Genomic DNA, 25,064 nt, shown 5'->3' with positions numbered 1-25,064 from the left:
CAGTCATGCTCGCAGCCATACTCGACGCGCTCTTTGGCTGGCAATGGCCCAGAACCGCTCCGGCGTCGAAGACGGCGCATGAGCATTCGCAAAGCCGACAACGCAGCTCGGCGCGACCTTCCCAGCGGCGCTACAGACTTGCTCCAGCGCTGAACCTGACGCTTGGCGCGCTCGTTCTGTCGCTATTGGCGAGCAATGCGTCAGCCGCGCTGCAGCTCAGCGGCCGGCTTGAATGGGTGCGCAAGGTCGAGATGCGCGTGGTCGAAAACGGCGTCATCGCCGAGGTTCTGGTCGCACCGGGCGAGCACGTCGATGAGGGCGATCTGCTATTACGGATGGATCAACGCGAAGCACGCGCGGTGAGCCTTGAGGCCAAGGCCGGGGTTGCCCGCCAGCAGATCGCTCGCGAAGACGCCGAGCGCGCGCTGGAGCGGGCACAAGAACTGTTCGATCGCGGGCTGATTGCCAGCGAGGAGCTGAAAGACGCCGAACTGCTCATGGCCGTCGCAGAGGCCGAGCTTGAATCGGCCAAGGCTCAGCAAGCCGCCGCCGACGTACTGCTCGAGCGCACCGAGCTGCACGCCCCATTCGACGGCATCATCGTCGAGCAGAACGGCTATCAGGGCACAGTGATCTACAAGACCTTACAGCAGCAGCCCTTGATCGCCGTCGCCCCGACCAGCCAGATGCTCGCACGCGTGCTGGTCACCTCCGACATCCTGCGCCGTTACCGACCCGGACAGTCGGCCAAGGTCAGCGTCCGCGGCCAGCCGCGCACCGGCGTCATTTATAGCCTGGGCGTCGAGGCGGTTCGGATCGACCCGGACGGAGCTGTCTATGAACTGGACGTCATCTTCGACAGCAAGCCGGACGAGATCCTGAGGCCCTCGGAATTTGTCCAGGTGACACTTCCGTAATCTTGCCCTAGCTAATCTTGCCCTAGCGGAACTATAAACAACTGCTAAACTCTTAAAGTGCAAGCGCAACAAGGCGCTAGGCCGCCGCGGGCTCCCCCTCCCTAGGCGGCCTTGTCTCCCGGCTCCCCCATAACCGGGATACTGTTACCCCGGCGTTTCCCCCCGATCGCCGGGGTTTCTTTTGCACCAAGACAACCGGGCCTCGCGAACGAAAGCCGTCAAGGGGTACACTGGCCGGATGAAGTACAAGCTTGGTGTCGTCATGGACCCGATCGGGTCCATCAAGATCAGTAAGGACAGCAGTTTTGCCATGCTGCTTGCAGCGCAAGCGCGTGGCTGGCCGATCTACTATATGGAGATCGCCGATCTTTTCGTCGCCGACGGAGAGGTCAGGGCGCAGACGCGCCAGCTACGGGTGAGGGATGATCCCCATGGATGGTTTGAGCTCGAGGCCCCCGAAACACTCGCCCTCGCCGAGCTCGACGCGGTGCTGATGCGGAAGGACCCACCATTCGACATGGAATATGTCTACGCCACCTATCTGCTCGAACTCGCCGAAGCCGCTGGCTGCCGAGTCGTGAACGCACCGCGGACCTTGCGCGATGCCAACGAGAAGGTCTTCACCACGCATTTCCCACACTGCTGCCCACCGCTGGTGATCAGCCGCCGAGCCGATGTCCTGCGGGCATTCCTCGCCGAGCATGAGGAGATCGTACTCAAGCCACTCGACGGCATGGGCGGGCGCTCAATCTTCCGCGTCCGCCGTGGCGACCCCAATACCTCCGTGATCATCGAAGCGCTGATCGGCGTCAGCCGTGGCGCTGGAGAGCGCTTCTGCATGGCTCAGCGATTCCTGCCCGAGATCGCAGATGGCGACAAGCGCCTGCTGATCGTCGACGGCGAGCCGGTCCCTTATGTACTGGCACGCATTCCAGCAGCCGGCGAATCGCGCGGTAACCTTGCGGCAGGCGCGCGCGCTGAGGTCAGGCCCATCAGCGCGCGCGAGCGCTGGATTGCCGCTCAAGTGGCACCGGAACTGAAAGCACGCGGGGTACTCTTCGCCGGGCTCGATATCATCGGCGACTGGCTCACCGAGATTAACATCACCAGCCCGACCTGTATCCGTGAGATCGATCGTGCCTCGGGCACCGACATCGCTCAGGATCTGATGACAGCGATCGAGGCGCAGCTCAGTGCGCGCTGATTGGCAGAGGCTGAAAGCGCGCGGCAATCTTGCGCTCAGGAGGCTTCAGCCCAGGGCCACCATACTGCTGATCACGCTGCTCCTGACCGGCTGCAACAGCAGCGAAGTTCCGGTCTATACGACCCAGTTCCCTGCCTTCGGCACCGCTGTTGATCTCAGCATCGTTGGCATTCAACGCGAACGCGCGGCGGCCGCGGCAGCGGATATCGAACGCGATCTGCTCTTCTTCGATCAGGCTCTCTACGCAGACAATGCGGGACGGATGCTGCGCATGAACGAACGGCTTGCCAGCGGTGAGCCCTTTGCAGTACCGCCATCGCTATTGCCGCTGCTGACTCAAAGCCAAGCACTCTTTCGCCTCAGCGATGGCCTCTTCAATCCAGCTCTAGGACGTTTCACTAGGCTTTGGGGTCTCGATCGCTCAAACCCGCAATCGAATCCACCACCCAGTCAGGCCGCGATCGACGCTCTGCTCGCTGTTCAGCCGAGCATGGACGATCTTGACCTCAAGGACATTGAGCTGAAAAGTGGCAACCCTGCGGTCCAGCTTGACTTCGACCCGGTCTCCACGGCCTATGCAATGGACCTCGCCATTCAGGCACTACGGGCTCAGTCGGTGCGCAGCGCCTTGATCAACATCGGCGGCAATGTGCGCGCGATTGGCAGCCGCTCCGGACGCGCATGGCGTCTTCCCGTTCCCCGCGCCAGCGGAACCGGAGTCATCGGCATCGTCGATGTGAGCGGTGATGTCAGCCTGTTCACCGCAAGCAGCCAAGACCGAAACTTCGTCTACCAAGGTGAGCTCTATCATTCTGTGATCGATCCACGCACTGGGCGCCCAGCCGAGGCAGCCGCTTCCGCAACGGTGCTCTTTGAGGGCGATGCGCTCACCGCGGCGGCCGCGGCAAACGCGTTGATGATCGCCGGCAGCGAAGACTGGCCAGGCATCGCTGGGCGGATGGGCATTCGCTATGCCCTGCTCATCGACAGGCTCGGGCGGGTCCAGATGACCCCTGCGATGGCTGGGCTCATCGAACTGCTCGACACCAAGGCGGAGCAGATCATCCGCGTCCCGGAGGAGGACGAACCGAGATCAACACCCTGAGATAAGCCATGACTGCTGCGGCCGCGGCACTTCGCGCATCATTCAGCTCAACCAGGCCGCCGACAGCAGGCGGTTGGTCGATGCCGGTCGCGCTCGCGATTGCGCTGGCGTTGCATGCAGTCCTGCTGTTCGGACTGAGCATCAAGGCCCCCTCACCGAGCACCAGGCCAACGCAGACCCTCGAGCTGCTGGTTGTGACCCAACCCGCCCAGGAATCGGCGGCTGGAGTTGCGGCAGTAGTGCATGCGCAGTCTGACCGAGCTGGCGAAACCCAAGCCCTGTTGCCTGAGCTCGAGAACGCCATCCATGGCACCCCCGACAGCCCTGATCTCACTGCAGCCAAGGCTTCCAAAAGCTTCGAGCAACCGCTCGGAGTGACCGATCTCCTCAGGCCAACCCCGGCGATGGATGCCAGCGAGCGGCTTGATCCAGCCCAGACGGCTGATCCACTGCCGGCGCCAACAGCCGCACCCGAGCCAGCGCCCCCTGCTGAGCGCCTCGCGCCAGTGCTCGCGACGAAGCCAATCCACGCCCCGGCGGAGCCCCTGTTGGCCAGCAGCCTCGACCTTGATGCCCTGTCTGAGCGACCAATGGCGGCTGAGCGACAAAAGGACGCGGAGCGTCCGCGTGAAAACGCCCCGTCACCGCCATCAATCAGCCGCTCGGAGCTCGATCAGCCGCCATTGCCCTCGGTCTCAGCGGCGGACATCTTTGCCAGCCGTCACGCCGAAATGGCCGATTTGGCGGCCCGCATCGAAGAGCGCAGCCATGCCTATGCGAGCCGCACCAGACGCAAGGCGATCAGCACCGCAACCCGCGAATACCTCTATGCCAACTATATGGAGGCCTGGCGGCGCAAGGTGGAGCGCATTGGCAATCTCAATTATCCACGCGAGGCCAGAGAGCTGGGCCTGTTTGGCAGCTTGATCCTGCACGTTGCGGTTCGCGCCGACGGCAGCCTCGAGGGCATTCGCGTGGTGCGCTCGTCCGGCCATCAGGTGTTGGATGATGCGGCTATTCGCATCGTTGAGCTCGCGGCGCCCTTTGCCCCCTTCCCGCCCAACATCAAGCATGAAACCGATGTGCTCGATATCACGCGAACCTGGCAGTTTCAACGCAATCATGCACTGGGCTGGGGCAATTGAATGGACCACTCAGCAGCGATGGCTGAAATCAGCCATGGACTGGCCCCGCAGTCTCAGGATGACAGCCCGCGGTCTCGAGCAGACCAGGGGCTAGCAGAAAAGCAATGGCTTGCCAGGTGCTCGAGCGGACTGGATACTATCGCTATGACTGATGCAACCTCGCTGACTAACCACTTTCTCATCGCGATGCCGGGCCTACAAGATCCCAACTTCGCGCGCACGGTGACCTATGTCTGTGAGCATTCCGAAGAGGGTGCCATGGGCATCGTGATCAACCGACCGATGGAGATCCAGCTCGGCGAAGTCTTAGCCCAGCTCGAGATCGAGCCCGAAGTCAGCAATGTCAGCAATGCCCCGGTCTATCTGGGTGGCCCGGTGCAGACCGATCGAGGCTTTGTCATCCACGACGGCAACTTCAACTTTGATTCCACCTTGCGGGTCACCGATCAGATCCAGGTCACCACGTCGCGTGACGTGCTCGAGGCCATCGCCAAGGGCCAAGGCCCGGCCAATCGACTGATTGCCCTCGGCTATGCCGGTTGGGGAAGCGGACAGCTCGAGCAGGAGATGATCGCCAACGCCTGGCTCAGTGGCCCTGCCAATGGGCAGATCCTGTTCTCAACGCCATCGGGGCAGCGCTGGCAGTCAGCAGCGCAATTGCTCGGCGTTGATCTCAACCTGCTCAGCGGCCAAGCTGGCCACGCCTGATCGGGCATCGCGCAGACCAGTAGGCAGCGACAACCGTGGCGACCCTGCTCGGCTTCGATTTCGGCCCACGCAAAATCGGCGTCGCGGTTGGCCAAACCATCACGGGCACGGCAACGGCACTGGAGACGGTTCGCGCCCAAGGGCAGCGCCCCGACTGGCAACGGCTCGAAGCCATCATCCGCGAATGGCAGCCGGATGCCGTCGTGGTGGGGTTACCCTTCAACATGGACGACAGCGAGGAGCGCTGGAGCGATCGCGTGCACCGCTTCGCGCGCCAATTACAGGGTCGCTTTGGCCTTCATGTCCACTTGGTCGACGAGCGCCTGACCAGCCTCGAAGCCCGGCGCCAGCTCAAGCTGAGTCCGTACAGAGCGGACGACCGGATCGATGCGCAAGCCGCCAAGCTGATCCTCGAGACCTGGCTCGCCGATGCCCCATCAGCCGAGGTGGTATCCGCAGTCTCATCCGCACCCTCATCCGCATCCAGGGTGTCATCTGTCCAATCCGCCACTGAGCGACCGCCGCCCTCCGCCCCCGGCGCATCCTAAGGAACCTTATGCCATGACCACCATGAACACCTGGCAGTCCGCCGACGAGGTCGATACCGCGATCGGCCAGATGGCCGATCAGCTCGGCGCCCTCCTGGCCGCCCGCGCCATCGACCGGCCACTGATGGTCGGCATCCACAGCGGCGGGGTCTGGGTCGCCGAACGGCTGCACCGGCGCCTTGGCCTGCAAGAGCCGATGGGCCAGCTCGACATCTCGTTTTACCGCGACGACTTCACTCGCATCGGCACCCATCCGCAGGTCCGCCCGTCGGATCTCCCGGTGCCGGTCGATGACCGACACATCGTGCTGGTCGACGACGTGCTGCAAACCGGCCGCACCATCCGCGCCGCGCTGAATGTGCTGTTCGATTACGGCCGCCCGGCCTCGGTGGTGCTCGCCATCCTCGCCGGTCGCGATGGCCGTGAGCTGCCGATCGAGCCCGATGTGGTCGGCCTCTACGCCGAGCTCGAGCCAGGCGAGCAGATCAAGCTGACCGGTCCCGAGCCGCTGACGTTGAAGCGCGGCCGCGTCGATCCCGACAGTCATCAGGACGGCGCGGCCTTCAACGCTGATCCAACTGCACGCTCAGGTCTCGGCCCGACTGACCAAGCTAACAGCCAGGCGGGCAGCCATTCCAACGGTCAGGTTAGCGGCAATTCAGACAATCACGCGAGTGACGATGGCAAGGGTCACGCCAATGGCCATTCCAGCGGGGCCGGCTGATGGACCCGCGCCAGCTGCAGCTCGACGACGAGGGCCGACTCAAACATTTCCTCACCACCGACGGCCTCGATCGCGCCCTGCTCACCGAGATCCTCGATCGCGCCGAGGGCTTTCTCGGCGTCGCCCGTCAGGCGGTTAAGAAGGTCCCGCTCTGTCGCGGCAAGATCATCGCCAACGTCTTCTTCGAGAACAGCACCCGCACCCGCACCACCTTTGAGCTGGCGGCGAAGCGGCTCTCAGCCGATGTACTGAACCTGAATATCAGCACCTCGGCCACCGCCAAGGGCGAGACGCTGCTCGATACCCTGCGCAACCTGGAGGCGATGAACGTCGACATGTTCGTGGTGCGCCACGCCGACAGCGGTGCCGCGCAGTTCATCGCCGAGCATGCCGCGCCCTTCGTCAGCGTCATCAACGCCGGCGACGGCAGCTATGCACATCCGACCCAGGGCATGCTCGACATGTTCACCATCCGCCGCCACAAGGGCGCGTTCGAGCCGCTGATCGCGGTGATCGTTGGCGATGTGCTGCACTCGCGCGTCGCCCGTTCGCAGATCGGCGCTTTACGCACGCTGGGTGCTGCCGAGGTGCGCGTGGTCGCCCCGCGCACCCTGATCCCAGCGCTGGCCGAGGAGGCGCTCGGGGTGCGCGTCTGCGCCAGCCTCGACGAGGGCATCCGCGATGCCGATGTGATCATCATGCTGCGGCTGCAACGTGAGCGCATGAACGGCGCCTTCCTACCCAGCGAACACGAATACTTCCAGCTCTTTGGCCTCACCGAACAACGCATTGACAAGGCCAAGCCGGATGCCATCGTCATGCATCCAGGCCCGATCAACCGCGGCGTCGAGATCGACTCCGCGATCGCCGATGGCCCGCGCTCGGTGATCCTCGAGCAGGTCAGCAATGGGCTGGCGGTGCGCATGGCGGTGATGTCGATGTGCATTGGCACCCAAAATCTGGCGTTGGCCAAGGCCAGCCGCGGCGCGGAGGCGAGCGAGGTCGGTGTCGAAGGGGCCGCGGATGTAAAGACCGGAGTAAGGGCTGAGGCTGAGGCTGATACCGGGGCCGGGGCCGGGGCTAGAGCTGGCGCCGAGTCTGGAGCCGAGCCGCTTGAGCCTGGGTTCGAGGCCGACCTGCCAGGCCAATCACTCTTGCAACGCTGGCGCCAGCTCGGTCCCCAGCTCGCCGGTCAGCCGCAGCCAGACTCAAGGCGCGACGCTCATCTCGACCAGACCAGTCTCGACCAATCCAGTCATCAGACCAGCAGCAACCAAGACGGCACACTTCATGGCTGAGCGGCGCCTGAGCATCCAGCAAGGCCGGGTCATCGACCCCGCCAGCGGTCTCGACCAAATCATCGACCTGCATCTGATCGGCGGGCGTATCGTCGCCATCGGCGCCATGCCCGACGGGTTTGAGCCGCAACGCATCATCGATGCCACCGGCCTCGTCGTCTGCCCCGGCCTGGTCGATCTCTGCGCCCGTCTGCGCGAGCCCGGGCTCGAGCACAAGGGCACCATTGAAAGCGAGACCCGCGCCGCCGCAGCCGGCGGCATCACCACCCTCTGCTGCCCCCCTGACACCAACCCAGTGATCGACACCCCGGCGGTCGCGCAGCTGATCCGCCGCCGCGCCAAGACGCGCGGCCAAGCGCGCGTCTTGCCGGTCGGCGCCCTGACCAAGGGGCTAGCCGGGCTGCAGATCAGCGAGATGGCTGCGCTCAAGGAGGCCGGCTGTCCGGCAGTCGGCAATGCCGATCGCACCATCAGTAACACCCGCGTCAAACGTCGGGCACTGGAATACGCCGCCACCTTCGATCTCACCTGCTTCCTGCACCCCGCCGATCACGACCTCAGCGAGGGCGGCCTGGTGCACGAAGGCCGCGTCAGCACCCAGCTTGGACTCCCCGGTATCCCCGAAGCTGCCGAGACCGTCGCCGTCGCCCGCGATCTCGCGCTAGCCGAGCAGACTGGCGCCCGCGTGCACTTTCGCGGCCTCTCCACCGCCCGCGCCACCGAGATGCTCGCCGAGGCCCGCAGCCGCGGCATCGCCGCCAGCGCCGACGTCAGCGCCCATCAGCTGTTCCTGACCGAAGATGACTTGTATGGATTCAACGCCAACGCCCATGTGATCCCACCACTGCGCACCGAACGCGATCGCGATGCCCTGCGCGCGGCGGTCGCCAGCGGCGCCATCTCGGCGATCTGCTCCGATCATCGCCCGCACGAGCCCGACGCCAAGCTCGCCCCCTTTCCGCAGACACGACCCGGGATTTCCGCGCTCGAGACCCTACTCTCGTTGGTGCTCGAGCTCGTCGCCGATGGCGTGATGGACCTCAGCACCGCGTTAGCGCGGGTGACCTGCAAGCCGGCGGATATCCTGAATCGCCCCTATGGCCGCATCGAGATCGGCGCCCGCGCGGACCTTTGCTTGTTCGACCCCAACGAGCGCTGGCGCCCCACAGCCGAGCACTGGCTCAGCCACGGCCAGAACACTCCCTTCTTTAGCCGCGAGCTGCAGGGTCGCGTGCGTTACACGCTGAGCAATGGCAGGCTAGTCTACGAGCGCGCCTAATCCCGTTCCAACCAAGCAGGCATCTTCCCTTGCCGCTAGTCGATCGGGGCAAGACCGCACCAACTCCCCTGCCCTGCGAGGACTCGCAGGCCCTTGCTGCTTTATCCTAAAAAGAGTTGTTTTTGGTATACCCTTGGATCGATGAACAAGCGGATTGCCATCTACGCCAGGGTCTCGACAGGCGAGCAGACGCAGGATAATCAGCTCCAAGCGCATGGGTTGGCAAGTTGCGGCAGAGTACATCGGCCAAGGCATCAGCGGTGCCAAGGGACGGGACCGGCGACCCGGATATGACCAGCTCTACAACGGTCGGCCGATCGACTGGGGCGGTCGCTGCAGCAACTCGTGGCGCTGCTTTCGGACCTGCAGGCCAAGCGTGTCGATCTGTATTTGCATCAACAGGGTATCGACACCACCACCGCGGCCGGGAAGACCATGCTCCAGATGTGCGGCGTGTTTGCCGAGTTCGAGCGCGCCATGATCCGCGAGGGAGTTCGCGCTGGCCTGGAGCGAGCGCGGGCACAGGGCAAAATCCTCGGTCGGCCGCGCACGCCTGAACGTGTCGAAGAACGGATCCGAGCGGCGCGTCGACAAGGCAAAGGCATCCAGAAGATCGCCACCGAGTTGGGCGTCGGCATCAGCACCCTGCAGCCTGTTGTGCATGGACCGGCCCCGAGCCCAGCACCTTGACTCCGCTAACTGATACCTGTGACAACCCTGAGCGAAGCCATGACGACCACGATCACCTTCGACTTCGATGCATCGGCCTTCGGCGCGCTCCGCCTGGCGCCGAGGGAGTTCGCACGGGAGATGCGCATCGCCGCAGCAGTCCAGTGGTACGCACAAGGGATCGTGTCACAGGGAAAGGCGGCGGAGCTTGCCGAGGAGATCCATGGCGCCTAGCCGCTGGGTCCTCAACGCCTCGCCGTTGATCTTGCTTGGCAAGGGGGGGAAAATCGGGCTCTACGCTTCAGACGACTTGGTCCAGAAACTCCTTCGGGAAGTAGGCGAACGCTCAGCGTCTGGGCAAGATGACTAAAATTTACACGTATCCTGATCAGACCCGTTGTCCGGTTTGTTTCGTCCGGCGATCAAAGACGTCGAGACCAACCTGAAGATAAGGCTGGGGATTCGCCAAAGCTCTATCTGCGCGATACCTGAATCTTACATACGCTGCTGCAGATCGAAGGTTTCGACCAACTGTTGACAAACTCTCGCGCCGGTGAGACCAAGGAAGCAATCATTGCAGCCTGACCCAACCAACCGATGATCAAGGCCAAATCGGCACAATAACCGAATCACGATCCAGCACTGGCGTGGATAAAAAAATCAAATCGTGCGCTCACCGTGGCTGATGCCAATTAAAAACCAACGGTTATCAATCTGATCAAACAGCATCAGCAGATCCCGAAAATCGTTGTGCGCTACATCCTCGCTACCCTGATAATGGTAGTGGACAATCGAAGCGTGGGGATAAGCCGCTCTTAATGCCGAAAATTCTGCTGGAATCTTTTTCTCCGACGGTATCACGTACACCTTCGCCATGCTGGAATAATCGATATCGTAGACAAATTCCTTAAAATATGATTTGGCTGTCAACCGAATCGGATCACCGATACCGTCATAGCGACCCCACAGATAGAGCGTTTCGTCGTCATCAAAAGCAATGACTTGTTCTCTGTTGAACTTTACCACGAAGAGTTCCGTCAAATTCCGGCTGTAGGGAGACATGCCGACTCCCGTATTCTCGTGAATCTGCTCGCTTAAGCGATTGAAATCCCCAGTTCTAAGGGCCATCAATACTTGGTTCGCGGCGGAAAGCAACTGCTCATGCTCGTGCTCACTAGCCCAAGTTGCACGGGACAATCCCGTAAGTAGCCAAAGAACTGCCAGAAGAAGCCGAAACCACCGCGTACTCACAGCAGAGTAGCCACTTGCTTGGTAAACCACTCCCAGGTTTGCGTTTGCTTGTCGCGTTGACCACTGTCGATAAGGATGCGTGGGCAGATCTTTTGCGTCCAATCGTAGTGACGTTTCAATTTCGTAGTATCCCAACTATGATCCTTGAGAATTTTTGCCGCCAGAGAGATAGCGTTTTCAAGTGTCTTTTGACGATCTCCAGACTCACAGATCTCCATCCCAATCGACTTGCGATTTCCTGTCCCTTTTCCGCCATCTCCGGCATGCCAAGCGACTTCATTTAGTGGCAAACACTCAATCGCCTCCTTTTCGTCGACAACCAAATGAAAGCTAGCAGTACGATTATTGGTTGGATTCGTTAGCCATTTGCGCTCTCCTGTTGCATACGATTTTGGATTAGCAGTTGAGTGAATTGTCAGATACTGGGGTGTCATCGCATAACCGGGGCGGCGGCTATTATTTGTTGTCTTTGGAATATGGTCCTTAGTATAGGGCAGTGTGAATGCCTTCTTTTTAGACTGATTCGCTAAATAATCGTGATACAATTTGTTTAGGAAATTGTTGATATAGTTCTTGGAGCGCTGATCGATCGTCTTAGCTTCATTCAAGATTGTCTTTAGATCGTTGAATTCATGCCAGGTTACGATGCCCCAATCATAGGTGCTAGCGACAATCATGAGGATTTCGTCGTAACTCAATCTCCCATCGTCTTTCAAAGCATTCGCGAGCGCCATTCTCACCGAAGGATCTCGCATTTTTGATACTAGCGCATAGCTCTTGTTTCCCATGAAATGACCTCCTAGGGTATGAAAATCATGAGGAGTTGGAAACTTTCGATCCCGGCAACTCTTGAAGCCGTGAACCTTGCCGTCGAAAATATAGCAACTTGACTGTCTTTTCCAGTTCCAGCAACAGCAATTCCCGCTAGCCGCGGAGGCGAGAAGCGTTAGGCGGCTGGTGGATCTTGCACCACCGCGGGCGGCCGGTCATGGTTCAGTTCATGCGGTGGAGCGATGCGAATCCCGAGAAAACGCACTACCCTGTGCTTTTCAGCACCTAGATTTGAGGCGGAGTCCTGCTGACGGAGCGCAAGAACACCAGCTTAGATCGATCACTGATTAAACCAGCCCAGTCGCGTCGGCGGCAGGCACGGAAGAGGACTTGGCGCCAGCAGGCTAGCGCAGCAAGTACTCTGGCCGTAGGCCCCAGTCGGCGGGGTCGACCGCATCGATAATCCGGTCCTGCCCGTAGGCTGTGGGCTTTGCTAGGTCGATGTCTTGGGGCATCAGACGCCGACGTTTGTTGATGTCGAAGACGAGGCGCACGACAGGCTTCAAGAACTGCTCGCGACCGGTTTCTACAACCACGGCTAAACGCTCGCTTTCGAGCCGCACCAGGGTTCCGATCGGGTAGATGCCGACGCAACGAATGAATTGCTCGACCAAGGTTCGATCGAACTGTCGCGGGCTCCATTGCAAGAGGTTGCGCAGCGCCTCATGCGGCGACATCGCGCTGTGATAAACCCGTTGAGTCGTGAGCGCATCGTAGACATCGACGATGGCCGCCATCTGACCAAAGCGCGAGATCGACTGACCCGCCTTCTTGAGGGGATAGCCGCTTCCATCGAGACGCTCGTGATGCTCGAGCACCACATCAAGGGCAGTCGCTGGCACGCCCGAGATCTGCCCCAAGATGTCTTGCCCGTAGGAGACGTGCAGGCGCATGATCTCGAACTCGGCGTCTGTTAAAGCGCCGGGTTTGTTGAGGATGGCTTCCGGAATCCGGCTTTTACCCACATCATGCAAGAGTGCGCCCAGCCCAATCTCCTCGATCACTGCCCGCTCCATCCCGAGCGAGCGCGCAAAGGCGACCATCAGCACGCTGACGTTGATCGAGTGCTCGAAGGTGTAACGGTCAACGGAACGGATGCGGTTCAGTCCGAGCAGGGCATCCTGGTTGCGCACAATCGAGGCGATGGTCTGACTGGTCAGTTCGCGGGCAGGATCGAGCTCGAGCTGTCGCCCTAGGCGAGCATCTTCCATGATCAGCTCCGCCACGCGATTCGCCTCGCGAAGGATTCGCCGCGCTCGAGCACGCTCTTCGGTGAGCGTTGTGCCGTGAAACGCGGGTGGTCGCTGCCGCGCTGCGGCATCAAACGATCGGCTTGGAGGCTGGGCCATCTCGCTGACACGGAAAGCGTTCGGGACGTCGCGCCCAAGATCGGTATCGATATCGATCTCAGACACGCCAATCTCGCGTATGCGCCTGATTTGGCCCTCGTCCTCCAGCCGAAAACGATTGCGCAGAAAGGGATGATTCGTCCAGTCGCAGTTGAGGCTATGCACATACATGCCAAGGCGAAGCTGTTCGACTGGAATACGTTTGATCAAGGCGTCCCGCTCTCTTTGCCTCAAGTTGCCTGTACTGTGTCTGCTCGCTCGCGTGGCCCACAGCAAACCGCTGTCCGGCAGGATGCCGGACTCGCTGGTTCTAGTGGGCTCAAACCGTCAGGTCGATCTGCTGCGTAGTCCCGACGCGATCATCCGTGCTCAGGTACAGCCCGGTGGAGCGCACCGCGCCGAGATCGGCATTGTGCTGCCCCCTGAGCTCAAACGGGGTGGCAATACTGGATGTTGAAATGGCCGCTACTCCGGCTTCCTCAAGCGTCATGAGCTTACCATCGCCGCCTGCCTCTGGCAGCCACAGATAGAGCTGATGCATGGCAGAGTCGGCGGAGTCGATCCAGCCGTTCGCATCCTCGTCCAGAGCCTTGAGATCCGCGTAGCCATCGCCACTCAGCGCGCCAAACAACTCGGTACCGTCGTTCACCTGACCATCGGCATTTCGATCGAAGACCAGGAAGCCACTCCCATTGGCCAACAGGGGGAGCGACTCCAGCTCCCCGTCGCCATTCAGGTCAAAGTCGAAGCGTTGATCGCGCAGCTGCGTAGCCATGCCGGGAAAATTGATCACGATGGGGTCTTCGCGTTGGCCCAGTGGCCCCATCCGGATCTCCAGATGGCTTTCTTCGCGATAGGAGCGCTGCATGCCCAACTCAACTGCAAAGCGGATGTTCTTGCCGTCGGCGGTGCGGATCACACCCTCGGCGGAAAAATGCATGGCCTCATGCTCTTCCAAACGGTAAGAACGCTGATAATGGACCGAGACGCCCAGCTGCTGACCAGGCGCCGCTGTTGATCTAGCAGCCGATCTGGGATGAGGATCAGCAGCGCCGGACTGCGTCGTTTTCCCAGGCGCGCACTGATCCGACCGACAGTCCTTACTCTCAATGAAGCGTATCCGCTTGCCGGTGAGATACTCCACCAGCGCAATCAGCAATTGGTTGCCGGGATCTTTGCGCGCCTCTTCAGCAGCGGATTCGATGGCATCGGCTGTTGCTCCGCCTGGATGACCCGCGTGATGACCTTTGTCATCCGTGCGACCTCTGTGACCCAACTCGCCATAGGCTAGCTCAGCGGCCACAAGCGCTCGCCCTTGCCCGGAGAGCACTACCGCAGTAGCGCTAGCCTCTGGCCTTGGCCCAGCGCGATTCTGCGCAGCGTCGCTCGGGATGATGCGAGCCCGTCCGCTGATCTCAAGACGCTCGGTGGAAGTCTCGATTCGGCTGTAGGTCCGAGAGGAAGCTAAGCTCAATTCGCTGCTGACAACATTCATGATAACCTCGGGGCGCGCAAGGCGAAAAAACGTCCTTCTTTACCTTATCTATATCGGTTGCATGGCAAAAAAGTTTAGCGCTCAGCCGTGGTGACGCCCCAGGGTTCAGCGCATCGGATGCGGGTAAGCCAACCTGTGATCGATATCCTGTTGGCCGGTTACTCCCATCTTCATCACCTGGTTTCGGCCTGCGTGCTTGGCCGCGTAGAGTGCTTCGTCGGCGCGCATGAGTATGGCATCCGGCTCATCCCCGATCTGCTGCACGGCAACGCCAATGCTCACCGTGAGCAGATTCTCTCGCCCAAGCAGACGGAGGGACGCGGCATCGCAACGAATACGCTCAGCAGCCTCTAGTGCATCCTCGGGATTGGCATCGCGCAACATCAGGACAAACTCTTCGCCACCCAACCGCGCCGCGAGATCAGAAGCACGCGCACGCGCTCTTAACAGTTCAGCAAACCCTCGCAATACGGTGTCACCACCCGCATGACCGAAACGATCATTGATACGCTTGAAGTGATCCAGGTCCAGCATCAGCAGACAGACCGGCCGCCCGTGACGCAGCGCATGCGCCAATTCGACCCCCAAGCGTTCCATGAAATAGCGACGGTTGGCCAGCTGGGTGAGCCCGTCTTGGTCAGCAAGGCACTGGATGCGCTGATTTGCGCGTCTTAGTGAGCGCACCAGATTCCCCATCTCGGTTGTCAGTCGCGACATGCGTTGAACCGTCTGTGACTCATCGGGGCTCGTGACAGCACCAATCAAGAGCACAAGCTCATCGGCGAGGGGGTAGGCGTTTACAAGCAGGTCTTTCCCATCCCAAGTGCGCAAACAATAGGGCAACGGCGCGCCACCAGGCAGACCGGGCAGCACATCCAGGGGCTGTTCTGAGGCCGTTGTCAAGAAGCTGGCCAAGGGCTGCCCACGGGGGTCGCCCGCAGGGCGAACCCCGATCTCGAAGCCCTTATTGATGTCGCGAACGATGCCTGACCGATCGACAATGGCGACGATGAGATAACCGGAAACGAGGGCGAAATCATCCAGCGCTTGCCGAAACGCGTCACTATCGGCCCCCAACATCAGTCATCCTCTCTGCCATTGAGCGACTGATCACCGTCGAAGCCGCAGGACATTGAGCGCGCCCAATGCATCGCCGCCTGGCAATCATGCAGACAGACATCGGCTCCCATTCCCTCGGCGAGCTCCGGTAGCAATTGAAAGACCTGACCGCCAATCATGACGGTCGTCCCTGGCAGTTGTTCCCGCAGCGCCGCAATGGCCTGTCGGGCAGCACGCAAGTTAAAGGGCATCGAAACCGACAATGCAACCAGGTGCGGCTGGAACTCGCCGGCTCGTCTCAGAAGCGCCGTCTGGTCTAGGTTGACGCCGAGATAGTCCACATCCCAGCCATCGAGCTCAAGACAGGTCGCGACCATCCAAGCACCCATCTCGTGGTACTCATTCATGCTCGCGGCAACCAGCGCTCGACCGCGTGCCGGCATCGGAAACGGCTGATCAAAGTACAGTGCCGCAAGCACTCGGTTGATCATCGCCGTGATCTCATGCTCGGCGGAGAATGACAGCTCATTCGTCTCCCAGAGACAACCGACGCGCCTCATGAGTGGATAGATCAACAGCTGCAACAGTGCCGGCAACGTCATCCCCTCCTCGCGCTTCGCCCGGCAGAGTTGCAAGACACGATCGGCGTCGTGAGCGAGTGCTGCATCGATCACGGACGCGAAGATCTCGGCGAGCTCAGGGTCGACTGGTTTGACCAGGGGCGCACGTTCCGCGGCCAGCGCGATCACAGACTCATGCTGAGCAAGCATCCAGTCATAGACCTGGTTTATCGCCTTCGCCTGCTGTGAGGGCAGCGCACCTGCAACAACCTCCTTCCAACAGCTAAGCTCATGCTGGAAATAGTCATAAGGTACGCCGCGCATGTGATAGGCGTTGTAGACCCAAGGTAGGCTGGCCGCGAGCAGATCAAAGTTGCTGGTCGCAAAGATCTCATCCATGAATTGCCCGGCATGGCGATGGTTGTCGGACAGCAACTGCGGGGGATGGGCCCCCAACCACTCGGCGTAGCTTGGATGGGCGCGCATCCGTTCATTGACCGCAAGCACCAGTTCTGGCAACACCTGGGTGTAGCCAGTGCTGGCCTCCGGGGGGATTGCCGGCAGCATCTTGCTGCTCGCAAAGAGTGCAACCTGTCGCTCGGATGCGGCCATCATTCTGCTCTTGGAATAAGGTTATCCATAGCAAATACAAGACTTTTACCCTTGACGGTTTACCCTTGCCAGAATTATGGACAGCTGGACGAACCAGATCAACTCAAACGCGGACACTAAATGCGTCCATGCCCGCCCGGCAGCCGTTGAGCGCCTTCGCGCACCAACACGCATGTCCCTAATGGATAACGCGAGCGATCACCTGACCACCGCAAGCGGCGAAGCATTCGCGAAAATTCTGATCGCACTCCCTCGTGCTGTCATAGGGACAGGGGGTTGGTCCAACACAGTGCTTAGCGCCACTCTCTTTACAGGCGTTGTAGTTCTGCCGCATCGCGCTGTAGTTTGTTTGGCACTGTTGACGAGCCATCTGCTTCATCTGACGACACTGGGCCGCTGAATGCTGACACTGAGCAGTGCAGAGACGCCCCTCGCTAGATTCCGGCGGTACAAAATCGTAGACGATCTGTGGTCCGCAGCCCGCAAGCCCCATCAGCGCCATTAACAGAGCAGTCCATCGCAGCAACCTGTGACCAATCGTTTGCGGCATGGGGTTCTGGCAAGACATGGTTCCAGCCTCCAGTCGACTCAACCGCCACCCACACCCGCAGCGAGGTCCTCGAGCCTGACCTCGTAGCGTCGCCCGGGTCCATCGAGTCGTCGAATGCTACCAGCGCGCAGCGGAAAATGACCGGCTGCGCGGTCACGGAAGTACAGCCGCAAAGATTCCTGAATCACCGGAAAGGCCATCTGATCCCAGGGGATCTCGGACTCGCTCATCAGCTGCGTCTCAAGACTCTCGGTCCCCGGCCCGAACTCGGGCGCTAATAAGCGCGCCCGAAAGAGCATGTAGACCTGATTGATGTGCGGCAGGTTGAACAGTGCATAGAGGGCGCCGACCTCAACCCGAGCTTCTGCTTCTTCTAAAGTTTCGCGTGCCGCACCCTCTTGCACCGTCTCACCATTCTCCATGAACCCGGCTGGGAGCGTCCAAAGCCCATAGCGCGGCTCGATGGCGCGCTTGCACAGCAGCAGTTGATCTTCCCACTCGGGAATGCAGCCGACGACGATCTTCGGGTTTTGATAGTGGATGGCGCCGCACTGGGCACAGACGTGCCGCGGCATGTTGTCGCCCTCTGGCACGGTGAAGGTGACGCCCGACCCACATTCGCTGCAATATCGCATTCGTGATGCTCTCAGATTGAACTCTCGACATTCTACGCGCTCACCGCCGCCTTATTGGCGACGGCCTGAGCACAGGGCCGTATCTTCGCCTGCGCCAAGGCATTACCATTGGGGTAAGAGAGACTCGGCGCCAAGCTGAAAGGCGCCTGGCTCGCACAGCCCCGACTTAGAAGGAAACCCCGCTCATGGCCGCCACGCACTATCGCACCCAAGCTGGAGACTGGGGACTCTCCGGCGCGACCTTCGCCGACAACGGCGTCAATTTCTGCTGTTTCTCGCGGCATGCCACCCAGGTGGAGTTGCTGCTGTTCGAGCATGAACACAGCCGCGAACCGTTCCAGATCATCCAGCTTGACCCCAACACCAACCACACCTTCTTCTTCTGGCATGTGCTGGTTGAAGGACTGTCAAACGGCATCTGTTACGGCTGGCGCATCGACGGCCCCAGTGATACTCGCGAGAGCGGCTGTCGCCACGATCCCGACAAGCTCTTGCTCGACCCCTGGTGCACCGCCGTGAGTGATCGACTCTGGGACCGGGCCGCTGCCTGTCGCCCAGGCAGCAATCTCGCCACCGCGATGCGCTCGCTGTTGATCCGCGACGCGTACGACTGGGAGGGCGACCAGCATCTGCATGTGCCGCTCACCGAGGCCGTCATCTACGAGCTGCACGTTGGCGGCTTCAGCCGTCATCCCTCGGCGGATACCCAGCATCCGGGCACCTTCCGCGCCATCATCGAGAAGATCCCCTACCTGACCGAGCTTGGCATCACCCATGTCGAGCTGCTGCCGATCATGGCCTTCGATCTCCAGGACGTGCCGCCGAAGACCGCACAGATGGGGCTAAAGAATTTTTGGGGCTACAGCACCCATAGCTTCTTCGCGCCGCACCCGCACTATGCCTGCGACCCGCGCCAGGCGCGTGACGAGTTCCGCGACATGGTCAAGGCGCTGCACCGCGCTGGCATCGGCGTGATCCTCGACGTGGTCTACAACCACACCGCCGAGGGCGGCGCCGAGGGCCCGATCATGAACTTCAAGGGCATGGGCAACGAGGTCTTCTACCACCTCGACTTCAATGACCGCAGCCAGTACCGCGACTACACCGGCTGCGGCAACACCGTGAACTGCAACCACCCGATCGTCACGCGCTTCCTCATCGATTCGCTGCACTACTGGGCGCGCGACATGCACGTCGACGGCTTCCGCTTCGACCTCGCCAGCGCCATGGCGCGCGGCGAAGATGGCGAGCCGCAGTATCACGCCCCGGTGCTCTGGTCGGTCGAGCTCTCGCCCGAGCTAGGCCGCGCACACATCATCGCCGAGGCCTGGGATGCCGCTGGGCTCTATCAGGTAGGCGATTTCCCGGGTTTTCGCTGGGCCGAATGGAATGGTAACTATCGCGATGTGATGCGCGCCTTCGTGCGCGGCGATGGCGGTCTGATCGGCGACGTCGCCACCCGCATTGCCGGCTCGAGCGACCTCTATCAGAGCCGCGGTCGCCGCCCCGCCAACTCGATCAACCTGATCACCTGCCATGACGGCTTTACCTTGCATGACCTGGTCAGCTACGACGAAAAGCACAACCAGGCCAATGGCGAGGACAACCGCGACGGCCACAATCACAACCTGAGCTGGAACGGCGGCGTCGAAGGCCCGACCGACGACCCGGAGATCCTCCGCCTGCGCCAGCAACAAGCGCGCAACTTCATGGCACTCTTGCTGCTCAGCCAAGGCGTGCCCATGCTGCTTGCCGGTGACGAACTGCTGCGCACCAAGCAGGGCAACAACAACACCTACTGCCAAGACAACGCGCTGTCTTGGATCGACTGGCGGTTGGCCGATGACAATCGCACCATGCTCGCGTTTACCCGCGCGATGATCGCCTTTCGGCATCGCCATGCCACGCTGCGGCGCGACCGTTTTCTCACCGGCCAGCCCGCCCACGAGGGCGGCATCCCGGACATCCGCTGGCACGGGACCAAGCTCGACACACCACTCTGGGATGATCCGGGAACCCGCGTGCTCGCCTTCACGCTGGCCGGATTTGAGCCGCACGAACCACATCTGCATGTGATCATGAACATGTGGAAAGAGCCGAAGGAGTTCGAGCTGCCACCGATGCCCGGCCGGCGCTGGTATAGCGCCATCGATACCGCCCAAGCACCCTACATCTGGTCCCTTCACGATCAGCAGCGGATCGACCGCGACGGCATCCGTGCACAGGCGCGCAGCGTCCTGGTGCTGGAGGCTCGCTGAAGCAACCCGCGCGTCGACCCTGGTCTTCATCTGTTGAACGCCCGCGCGGCCGAGGTCAGCTCGCCGCGCCAACCCGTGCAAACCCCTTGCCTAATCTCGGTAGAACCCACGACAGAGAGGATAAGCCAGCATGCAACTCGGAATGATCGGCCTCGGGCGCATGGGCGCCAACATGGTGCAACGACTGATGCGCGCCGGCCATGACTGCGTCGTCTACGACACCGACCCAGCCACTGTCGCGGAGCTCGAAAAAGAAGGCGCCACGGGTAGCACCGACATCGCCGACTTCTGCGCCAAGCTCAGCAAGCCGCGCGCGGCTTGGGTGATGGTGCCAGCGGCCGTGGTGGACAAGGTCATCGACCAGCTCGAGCCGCATCTCGAGCCCGGCGACATGATCATCGACGGCGGCAACTCCTACTACAAGGAGGACATCCGCCACGCCAAGCGGTTGCATGCCAAGGGCATCCAGTTCGTCGACTGCGGCACCAGTGGCGGTGTCTTCGGCCTCGAGCGCGGCTACTGCCTGATGATTGGTGGCGACAACGATGCCGTCAAACACTTGGACCCCGTCTTTGCAGCACTCGCGCCCGGTGCCGGCGACATCGAGCGCACCATCGGCCGCAGTGGCGAACACGACCAGGCCGAGCTTGGCTATCTGCATTGCGGGCCGAACGGTGCCGGCCACTTCGTCAAGATGGTCCATAACGGCATCGAGTACGCGCTCATGGCCGCCTATGCCGAGGGACTGAACATCCTCAAGCACGCCGGCGTTGGACGCGCCGATCATGCCGTCGATGCCGAAACCGCACCGCTCTCTGACCCCGAGTTTTATCAGTATGAGATGGACCTGCCACGCATCGCCGAGGTCTGGCGGCGCGGCTCGGTGGTGTCCTCCTGGCTGCTGGATCTCACCGCCAATGCCCTGGCTGAAGACCCCGAGCTGAAGGCCTTCGGCGGCCGCGTCTCCGACTCCGGCGAGGGCCGCTGGACCAGCATCGCCGCGATCGAGAGCGGCACCCCGGCCCCATTGCTCACCACCGCGCTCTATGAGCGCTTCAACTCGCAGGGCGAGGCCGGCTTCGCCAATCAACTGCTCTCAGCGATGCGCTACCAGTTCGGCGGCCACCACGAGAAATCGGAGGGCTGATGGAACCGCAAACCATGTCGTTGAACCATACCGGCTTCAACACGGCGCCACCGGCGCCACCCAACGTCATGATCATCTTCGGCGCCGGCGGCGATCTGACCAAGCGCAAGCTGATCCCCTCGCTCTATCACCTCTGGTCCGCCGGACTACTGCCCGAGAGTTTCGTGATGCTCGGCCTCGACCGGCTGGATCTCGACGACGCAGGCTTCCGCAACATGATGTCGGAGCACCTGCACGAGACCTCGGGCGAGGCGTTCAAGCCAAAGGTCTGGGCGCAGCTCGAAGCGCGCATCCACTACATGAAGATCGACATGCTCGAGGGCTCTGAATATGAGCGGCTATGCGAGAACCTGAGCCGCATCGATGCCGAGCGCGGTACCGAAGGCAACTATCTGTTCTACCTCGCCATCCCGCCGAGCATGTTCGGCATCGTCACCGATCATCTCGGCGAGGTCGGGCTGCTGCATGAGACCGAGGACGACTGGCGACGGTTGATCATCGAGAAGCCGTTCGGGCGCGATCTGGACTCCGCGATCGCCCTCAACGATGACCTGCACCGGAACATGGACGAGGATCAGGTCTATCGGATCGACCACTATCTGGGCAAGGAGACGGTGCAGAACATCATGGTGTTCCGCTTCGCCAACAGCTTCATCGAGCCGCTCTGGAACCGCAACCACATCGACCACGTACAGATCACGGTGGCCGAATCGGTCGGTGTCGAGCATCGTGGCGCCTACTACGAGGAAGCCGGCGCGCTGCGCGACATGATGCCGAACCACCTGCTCGTACTGCTGGGTTTCCTGGCCATGGAGCCGCCGAACTCGTTCGATGCCAAGGCGATCCGCGACGAGGTCAACAAGGTGCTGGATGCGATCCAACCGCTGACGCCGGAACAGGTGCTCACCCATACGGTCCGCGGCCAATACAGCGCTGGCACCATGCCTGATGGCGAGCAGGTCAAGGCCTACCGGACCTCGCCCGGGGTCAAGCCCAACTCGCACACCGAAACCTTCGCCGCGCTCAAGCTGACCATGGACAACTGGCGCTGGGCTGGTGTGCCCTTCTATCTGCGCACCGGCAAGCGGCTCACCGCGCAGTACACCGAGGTGTCGATCCATTTCAAGAAGGCGCCCACCATCATGTTCCAAGACACCGACGTCGACGAACTCGAGGCCGACATGCTGGTGTTGCGCATCCAGCCCAACGAAGGCATTCAGATGAGCTTCGGCGCCAAGGTGCCGGGGCCGACGATGAAGATCGGCACCGTTAACATGGACTTCTGTTACGAGGACTACTTCGGCAACAAGCCGGCCACCGGCTACGAGACCCTGATCTACGACTGCATGAAGGGCGACGCGACCCTGTTCAAGCACGCCGACACAGTCGAGAAGGGTTGGGAGATCGTGCAGTCGGTGATCGACGTCTGGGCCGCGCTGCCACCGCGCGAGTTCCCCAACTACGCGGCGGGCACCTGGGGACCACCAGCCGCTGGCGATATGATCAAGCGCGACGGCCGCCAATGGCGTCGCATTGAGACGCCGAAGGCACATCCACGCGGTTGAGTTTCACCCGCAACAGGTTGGTCATGCCGAGCCAGTCGGAAGGCTCAACCCTGACCGCTCACCCACATCAAGACCGGTGGCTCGTCGGCAACCAGCGCCTCTGGAACCAGTAGCATGCCCCCATCGAACCGCCAAGCCAGCACCACGCCAGAGCCGATGCTGTCGCGCCTTGGCGGACCATAGCGCTGTTTCAGTTCTTCGAGCAGAATGTGATGCCAGCGCCCCCGGTAGTCGATCCGCACCGCCTTGAGTTGGCCGTTGTTCCAGAACAGCTCAGCGCTGCGTGCTGGCACACCATTGAATGAGCCAATCTTAGCGGCACAACGGCGATCGCCAAACGATCGCGGTTGATCATCGCAGGCAAACTCGATGCGCGAGAACTGCGCCAGCAGCGCCTCCTCATCGACCTCCGGTAGTAGGTTCGCGACCGCTAGATTGAACGGCCGATGCCCCAGCAGATGCAGCAGAAACAGATCGCTGCGCCGCTGACCGTCCTCGGTCAGCACCAGCCAGATGAATGGCCCCGCCACCATGCAGATGGCGAGGAAGGTGATATAGCGCTTCGGCAGCTTGAGCGTCATGTCTGGGATTTCAGCGCTGATAGGTGCCGATCAGAGTCGCCTGCTCGATCACATGTCCGCGCATCGCGCGCTCAAGATCGGCCTTGGTTGGGCGCAGCAGGCCGTACAGGCTGGTATCCAGCGCGTACAGCTTATGGAAGTAGCGATGGCGGCCAATTGGCGGACAGGGCCCACCGTAGGCCGTGCGCCGCCAATCGTTGATGCCTTCGCCGATCACCGTGGCCAGGGTCGCCGGCTCAAAGGCCTCCGGCAGCCTGCCGAGCGAGGGCGGCAGGTTGTAGAGTACCCAGTGCACATAGGTCATGGTCGGCGCGGCGGGGTCAGGCGCATCCGGATCATCGATGATCAAGGCCAGGCTCTCGGTACCCTCCGGCACCCCATCCCACTCCAGTGGCGGCGAGCGGTCCTCACCGTCACAACTGTACTGGACCGGGATGACCCCGCCCTCCGCAAACGCGCTCGATCGAATCGTTAACGGCATGGTTACCTCGGTGCGATGACAAGGAAACGACAAGGGTCAAACCTGCGCAAGGGCTCATTGTACAGGCTCCGGACTAGCTGGCTTGGCCCTGTCGCAAGCACAGACTCGCCCTGCCCGGTCGACAGCAACGAGCAGGTCGCCACGAACGCGACGGAATCGCGGTGCGTTGCGCAGCAGAATGGCTCCGCAGAGGCCGCCAATGTGCGAAAATCACGCCGCCGTGCGATTCGTCGTCCCCAAGAACAGCAGGCGACCAGCGAAGCACCAGCCCTCGCCAACTCGCCACTGCAAGGCCCTTTCTAAGACCATTGCTGAGCCCGGTAAGCGCAATGTTTAGCAACAAACGCCTTGTGATCCTCGATGCCGATGGCACCACGATCGACGCCTTTCGCGCCATCGAGAAGGCCTTCGCTCACCTCGGCATGGATATCGGCCCACTCGCGCGGTTTCAGAAGCGCCGCAACCTGTTCAAATACATTGGTGGATTCAAGGAGATGCCGCAGAACCTGCGGCGCCAGATCGGCCCCGGACGGCGCACCAAGCTCATCGATACACTGACCGAGGTCTATCGCGAAGAGGCACGCATGTTCGACGGCATCGAGGCGCTGGTGCGTCGTCTTGCCGCTGCCGACGATGTGCGGGTCGGCATCGTCACGCGCAACATCACCAACGAACCCCTGGTGACTCTGACCAAACTCTTCGATCGGCATGGCATCGAGCCGGATCTACTGGATTTCCTCGTGCACCTGCCGCTGAGCGAGGATAAGCTCGGCTATTTCCGGCAGACGCGGGAGCGCTTCAGTATCAATCCCGCTTGCGCTTTTGCCTGCGGTGACGAGGCCAAGGATTTTCGCGCCGCTATCAACTCAGGCATGCATCCGTTCATGGTCTCCTACGGCTTCGAAGACTTTGACCGGCTGCACCTAAAGCACGAGATCCCCGCCGAGGTCATCAGCCGTTCGCCAGACGAGTTGGGCTGGCGCGTCCTACATGCCCTGCAGCTCGACCCCGAGCCGCTGCCCACAGCGGGGACCGCAACGCTAGTAGCCCAAGCAACCGAAGCAACCGAAGCAACCGAAGCAACCGAAGCAAC

The 25,064-nt window shown here is 61.4% G+C and carries 22 protein-coding genes and 2 pseudogenes; 15 read left to right on the top strand and 9 right to left on the bottom strand.

Annotation, left to right across the window (positions count from 1 at the left end):
- Nucleotides 1-5: 5 nt before the first annotated feature.
- The 11 genes and pseudogenes from VBE63_RS11260 (at nucleotide 6) to VBE63_RS11210 (ending at nucleotide 9,831) form a co-directional block, all read left to right on the top strand.
- The gene (locus VBE63_RS11260; RefSeq protein ID WP_323683120.1) at nucleotides 6-917 is read left to right on the top strand and encodes an efflux RND transporter periplasmic adaptor subunit; all 912 of its coding nucleotides are present in this window, start codon (nucleotides 6-8) and stop codon (nucleotides 915-917) included.
- A gap of 238 nt (nucleotides 918-1,155) precedes the next feature.
- Nucleotides 1,156-2,121, top strand: a complete 966-nt coding sequence (gshB, locus tag VBE63_RS11255) for a glutathione synthase (protein WP_323683119.1) — start codon at nucleotides 1,156-1,158, stop codon at nucleotides 2,119-2,121.
- The gene (locus VBE63_RS11250) at nucleotides 2,111-3,226 is read left to right on the top strand and encodes an FAD:protein FMN transferase (RefSeq protein WP_323683118.1); all 1,116 of its coding nucleotides are present in this window, start codon (nucleotides 2,111-2,113) and stop codon (nucleotides 3,224-3,226) included. Before gshB ends, VBE63_RS11250 begins: the two co-directional genes overlap by 11 nt.
- An 80-nt stretch (nucleotides 3,227-3,306) precedes the next feature.
- Nucleotides 3,307-4,371, top strand: a complete 1,065-nt coding sequence (locus tag VBE63_RS11245; RefSeq protein ID WP_323683117.1) for a TonB family protein — start codon at nucleotides 3,307-3,309, stop codon at nucleotides 4,369-4,371.
- 144 nt (nucleotides 4,372-4,515) lie between these two features.
- On the top strand, nucleotides 4,516-5,079 hold the full coding sequence (locus tag VBE63_RS11240; RefSeq protein ID WP_323683116.1) for a YqgE/AlgH family protein: 564 nt from the start codon (nucleotides 4,516-4,518) through the stop codon (nucleotides 5,077-5,079).
- Between the two features lie 35 nt (nucleotides 5,080-5,114).
- Complete coding sequence (ruvX, locus tag VBE63_RS11235) at nucleotides 5,115-5,627, top strand: Holliday junction resolvase RuvX (RefSeq protein ID WP_323683115.1); 513 nt, start codon at nucleotides 5,115-5,117, stop codon at nucleotides 5,625-5,627.
- Nucleotides 5,628-5,640: 13 nt separating this feature from the next.
- Nucleotides 5,641-6,159: pseudogene (gene pyrR, locus VBE63_RS11230) on the top strand (bifunctional pyr operon transcriptional regulator/uracil phosphoribosyltransferase PyrR); the annotation flags it as partial.
- A gap of 191 nt (nucleotides 6,160-6,350) precedes the next feature.
- Nucleotides 6,351-7,313, top strand: a pseudogene (locus VBE63_RS11225) (aspartate carbamoyltransferase catalytic subunit); the annotation flags it as partial.
- Nucleotides 7,314-7,641: 328 nt separating this feature from the next.
- The gene (locus VBE63_RS11220; RefSeq protein WP_323683114.1) at nucleotides 7,642-8,928 is read left to right on the top strand and encodes a dihydroorotase; all 1,287 of its coding nucleotides are present in this window, start codon (nucleotides 7,642-7,644) and stop codon (nucleotides 8,926-8,928) included.
- A gap of 321 nt (nucleotides 8,929-9,249) precedes the next feature.
- Nucleotides 9,250-9,618 (top strand): recombinase family protein, encoded by a 369-nt coding sequence (locus tag VBE63_RS11215; RefSeq protein WP_323683139.1) that lies wholly within the window; start codon nucleotides 9,250-9,252, stop codon nucleotides 9,616-9,618.
- Nucleotides 9,619-9,657: 39 nt separating this feature from the next.
- On the top strand, nucleotides 9,658-9,831 hold the full coding sequence (locus VBE63_RS11210; protein WP_323683113.1) for a UPF0175 family protein: 174 nt from the start codon (nucleotides 9,658-9,660) through the stop codon (nucleotides 9,829-9,831).
- 426 nt (nucleotides 9,832-10,257) lie between these two features.
- On the opposite strand, the gene VBE63_RS11205 is transcribed toward VBE63_RS11210, so the two are convergent.
- The 7 genes from VBE63_RS11205 to VBE63_RS11175 all read right to left on the bottom strand — a co-directional run bounded on the left by VBE63_RS11205 (nucleotide 10,258) and on the right by VBE63_RS11175 (nucleotide 17,939).
- Nucleotides 10,258-10,794 carry a hypothetical protein gene (locus VBE63_RS11205; RefSeq protein WP_323683112.1) on the bottom strand — a complete coding sequence of 179 codons (537 nt, stop codon included), beginning with the start codon at nucleotides 10,792-10,794 and terminating at the stop codon, nucleotides 10,258-10,260.
- A gap of 50 nt (nucleotides 10,795-10,844) precedes the next feature.
- Entirely contained in the window at nucleotides 10,845-11,636 is a 792-nt protein-coding gene (locus tag VBE63_RS11200) for an N-acetylmuramoyl-L-alanine amidase family protein (RefSeq protein ID WP_323683111.1), read from the bottom strand.
- A gap of 387 nt (nucleotides 11,637-12,023) precedes the next feature.
- Nucleotides 12,024-13,238: an HD-GYP domain-containing protein gene (locus VBE63_RS11195; protein ID WP_323683110.1), complete on the bottom strand. Its 1,215-nt coding sequence runs from the start codon at nucleotides 13,236-13,238 to the stop codon at nucleotides 12,024-12,026.
- 109 nt (nucleotides 13,239-13,347) lie between these two features.
- Nucleotides 13,348-14,523 (bottom strand): hypothetical protein, encoded by a 1,176-nt coding sequence (locus VBE63_RS11190; protein ID WP_323683109.1) that lies wholly within the window; start codon nucleotides 14,521-14,523, stop codon nucleotides 13,348-13,350.
- 105 nt (nucleotides 14,524-14,628) lie between these two features.
- Nucleotides 14,629-15,603 (bottom strand): GGDEF domain-containing protein, encoded by a 975-nt coding sequence (locus VBE63_RS11185; RefSeq protein WP_323683108.1) that lies wholly within the window; start codon nucleotides 15,601-15,603, stop codon nucleotides 14,629-14,631.
- Complete coding sequence (locus VBE63_RS11180; protein ID WP_323683107.1) at nucleotides 15,603-16,754, bottom strand: cobalamin B12-binding domain-containing protein; 1,152 nt, start codon at nucleotides 16,752-16,754, stop codon at nucleotides 15,603-15,605. The genes VBE63_RS11185 and VBE63_RS11180 overlap by 1 nt, the downstream gene beginning before the upstream one ends.
- A 588-nt stretch (nucleotides 16,755-17,342) precedes the next feature.
- On the bottom strand, nucleotides 17,343-17,939 hold the full coding sequence (locus tag VBE63_RS11175; protein WP_323683106.1) for an NUDIX hydrolase: 597 nt from the start codon (nucleotides 17,937-17,939) through the stop codon (nucleotides 17,343-17,345).
- Between the two features lie 185 nt (nucleotides 17,940-18,124).
- On the opposite strand from VBE63_RS11175, the gene glgX reads away from it, so the two are divergent.
- The 3 genes from glgX to zwf all read left to right on the top strand — a co-directional run bounded on the left by glgX (nucleotide 18,125) and on the right by zwf (nucleotide 22,909).
- Nucleotides 18,125-20,197 carry a glycogen debranching protein GlgX gene (gene glgX / locus VBE63_RS11170; RefSeq protein ID WP_323683105.1) on the top strand — a complete coding sequence of 691 codons (2,073 nt, stop codon included), beginning with the start codon at nucleotides 18,125-18,127 and terminating at the stop codon, nucleotides 20,195-20,197.
- A gap of 130 nt (nucleotides 20,198-20,327) precedes the next feature.
- Complete coding sequence (gene gnd, locus VBE63_RS11165; protein WP_323683104.1) at nucleotides 20,328-21,344, top strand: phosphogluconate dehydrogenase (NAD(+)-dependent, decarboxylating); 1,017 nt, start codon at nucleotides 20,328-20,330, stop codon at nucleotides 21,342-21,344.
- On the top strand, nucleotides 21,344-22,909 hold the full coding sequence (gene zwf / locus VBE63_RS11160; RefSeq protein WP_323683103.1) for a glucose-6-phosphate dehydrogenase: 1,566 nt from the start codon (nucleotides 21,344-21,346) through the stop codon (nucleotides 22,907-22,909). Before gnd ends, zwf begins: the two co-directional genes overlap by 1 nt.
- Before the next feature lie 44 nt (nucleotides 22,910-22,953).
- Here zwf and VBE63_RS11155 read toward each other — a convergent pair whose 3' ends face one another.
- Together VBE63_RS11155 and VBE63_RS11150 are read right to left on the bottom strand one after the other, a co-directional pair.
- A complete protein-coding gene (locus VBE63_RS11155) occupies nucleotides 22,954-23,490 on the bottom strand; it encodes a hypothetical protein (RefSeq protein WP_323683102.1) in 537 nt (178 codons plus the stop codon).
- 10 nt (nucleotides 23,491-23,500) lie between these two features.
- The gene (locus tag VBE63_RS11150) at nucleotides 23,501-23,971 is read right to left on the bottom strand and encodes a YbhB/YbcL family Raf kinase inhibitor-like protein (protein ID WP_323683101.1); all 471 of its coding nucleotides are present in this window, start codon (nucleotides 23,969-23,971) and stop codon (nucleotides 23,501-23,503) included.
- Nucleotides 23,972-24,300: 329 nt separating this feature from the next.
- Between VBE63_RS11150 and VBE63_RS11145 the strand changes: the two genes are divergently transcribed.
- The coding region (locus VBE63_RS11145; RefSeq protein WP_323683100.1) for an HAD family hydrolase at nucleotides 24,301-25,064 on the top strand (764 nt) is incomplete at its 3' end.

The sequence above is a fragment of the Lamprobacter sp. genome, assembly GCF_034860625.1.
Taxonomy (GTDB): domain Bacteria; phylum Pseudomonadota; class Gammaproteobacteria; order Chromatiales; family Chromatiaceae; genus Lamprobacter.
Note: the sequence above shows the minus strand (reverse complement) of the source record. Positions and strands in the feature narration are given on the sequence as shown.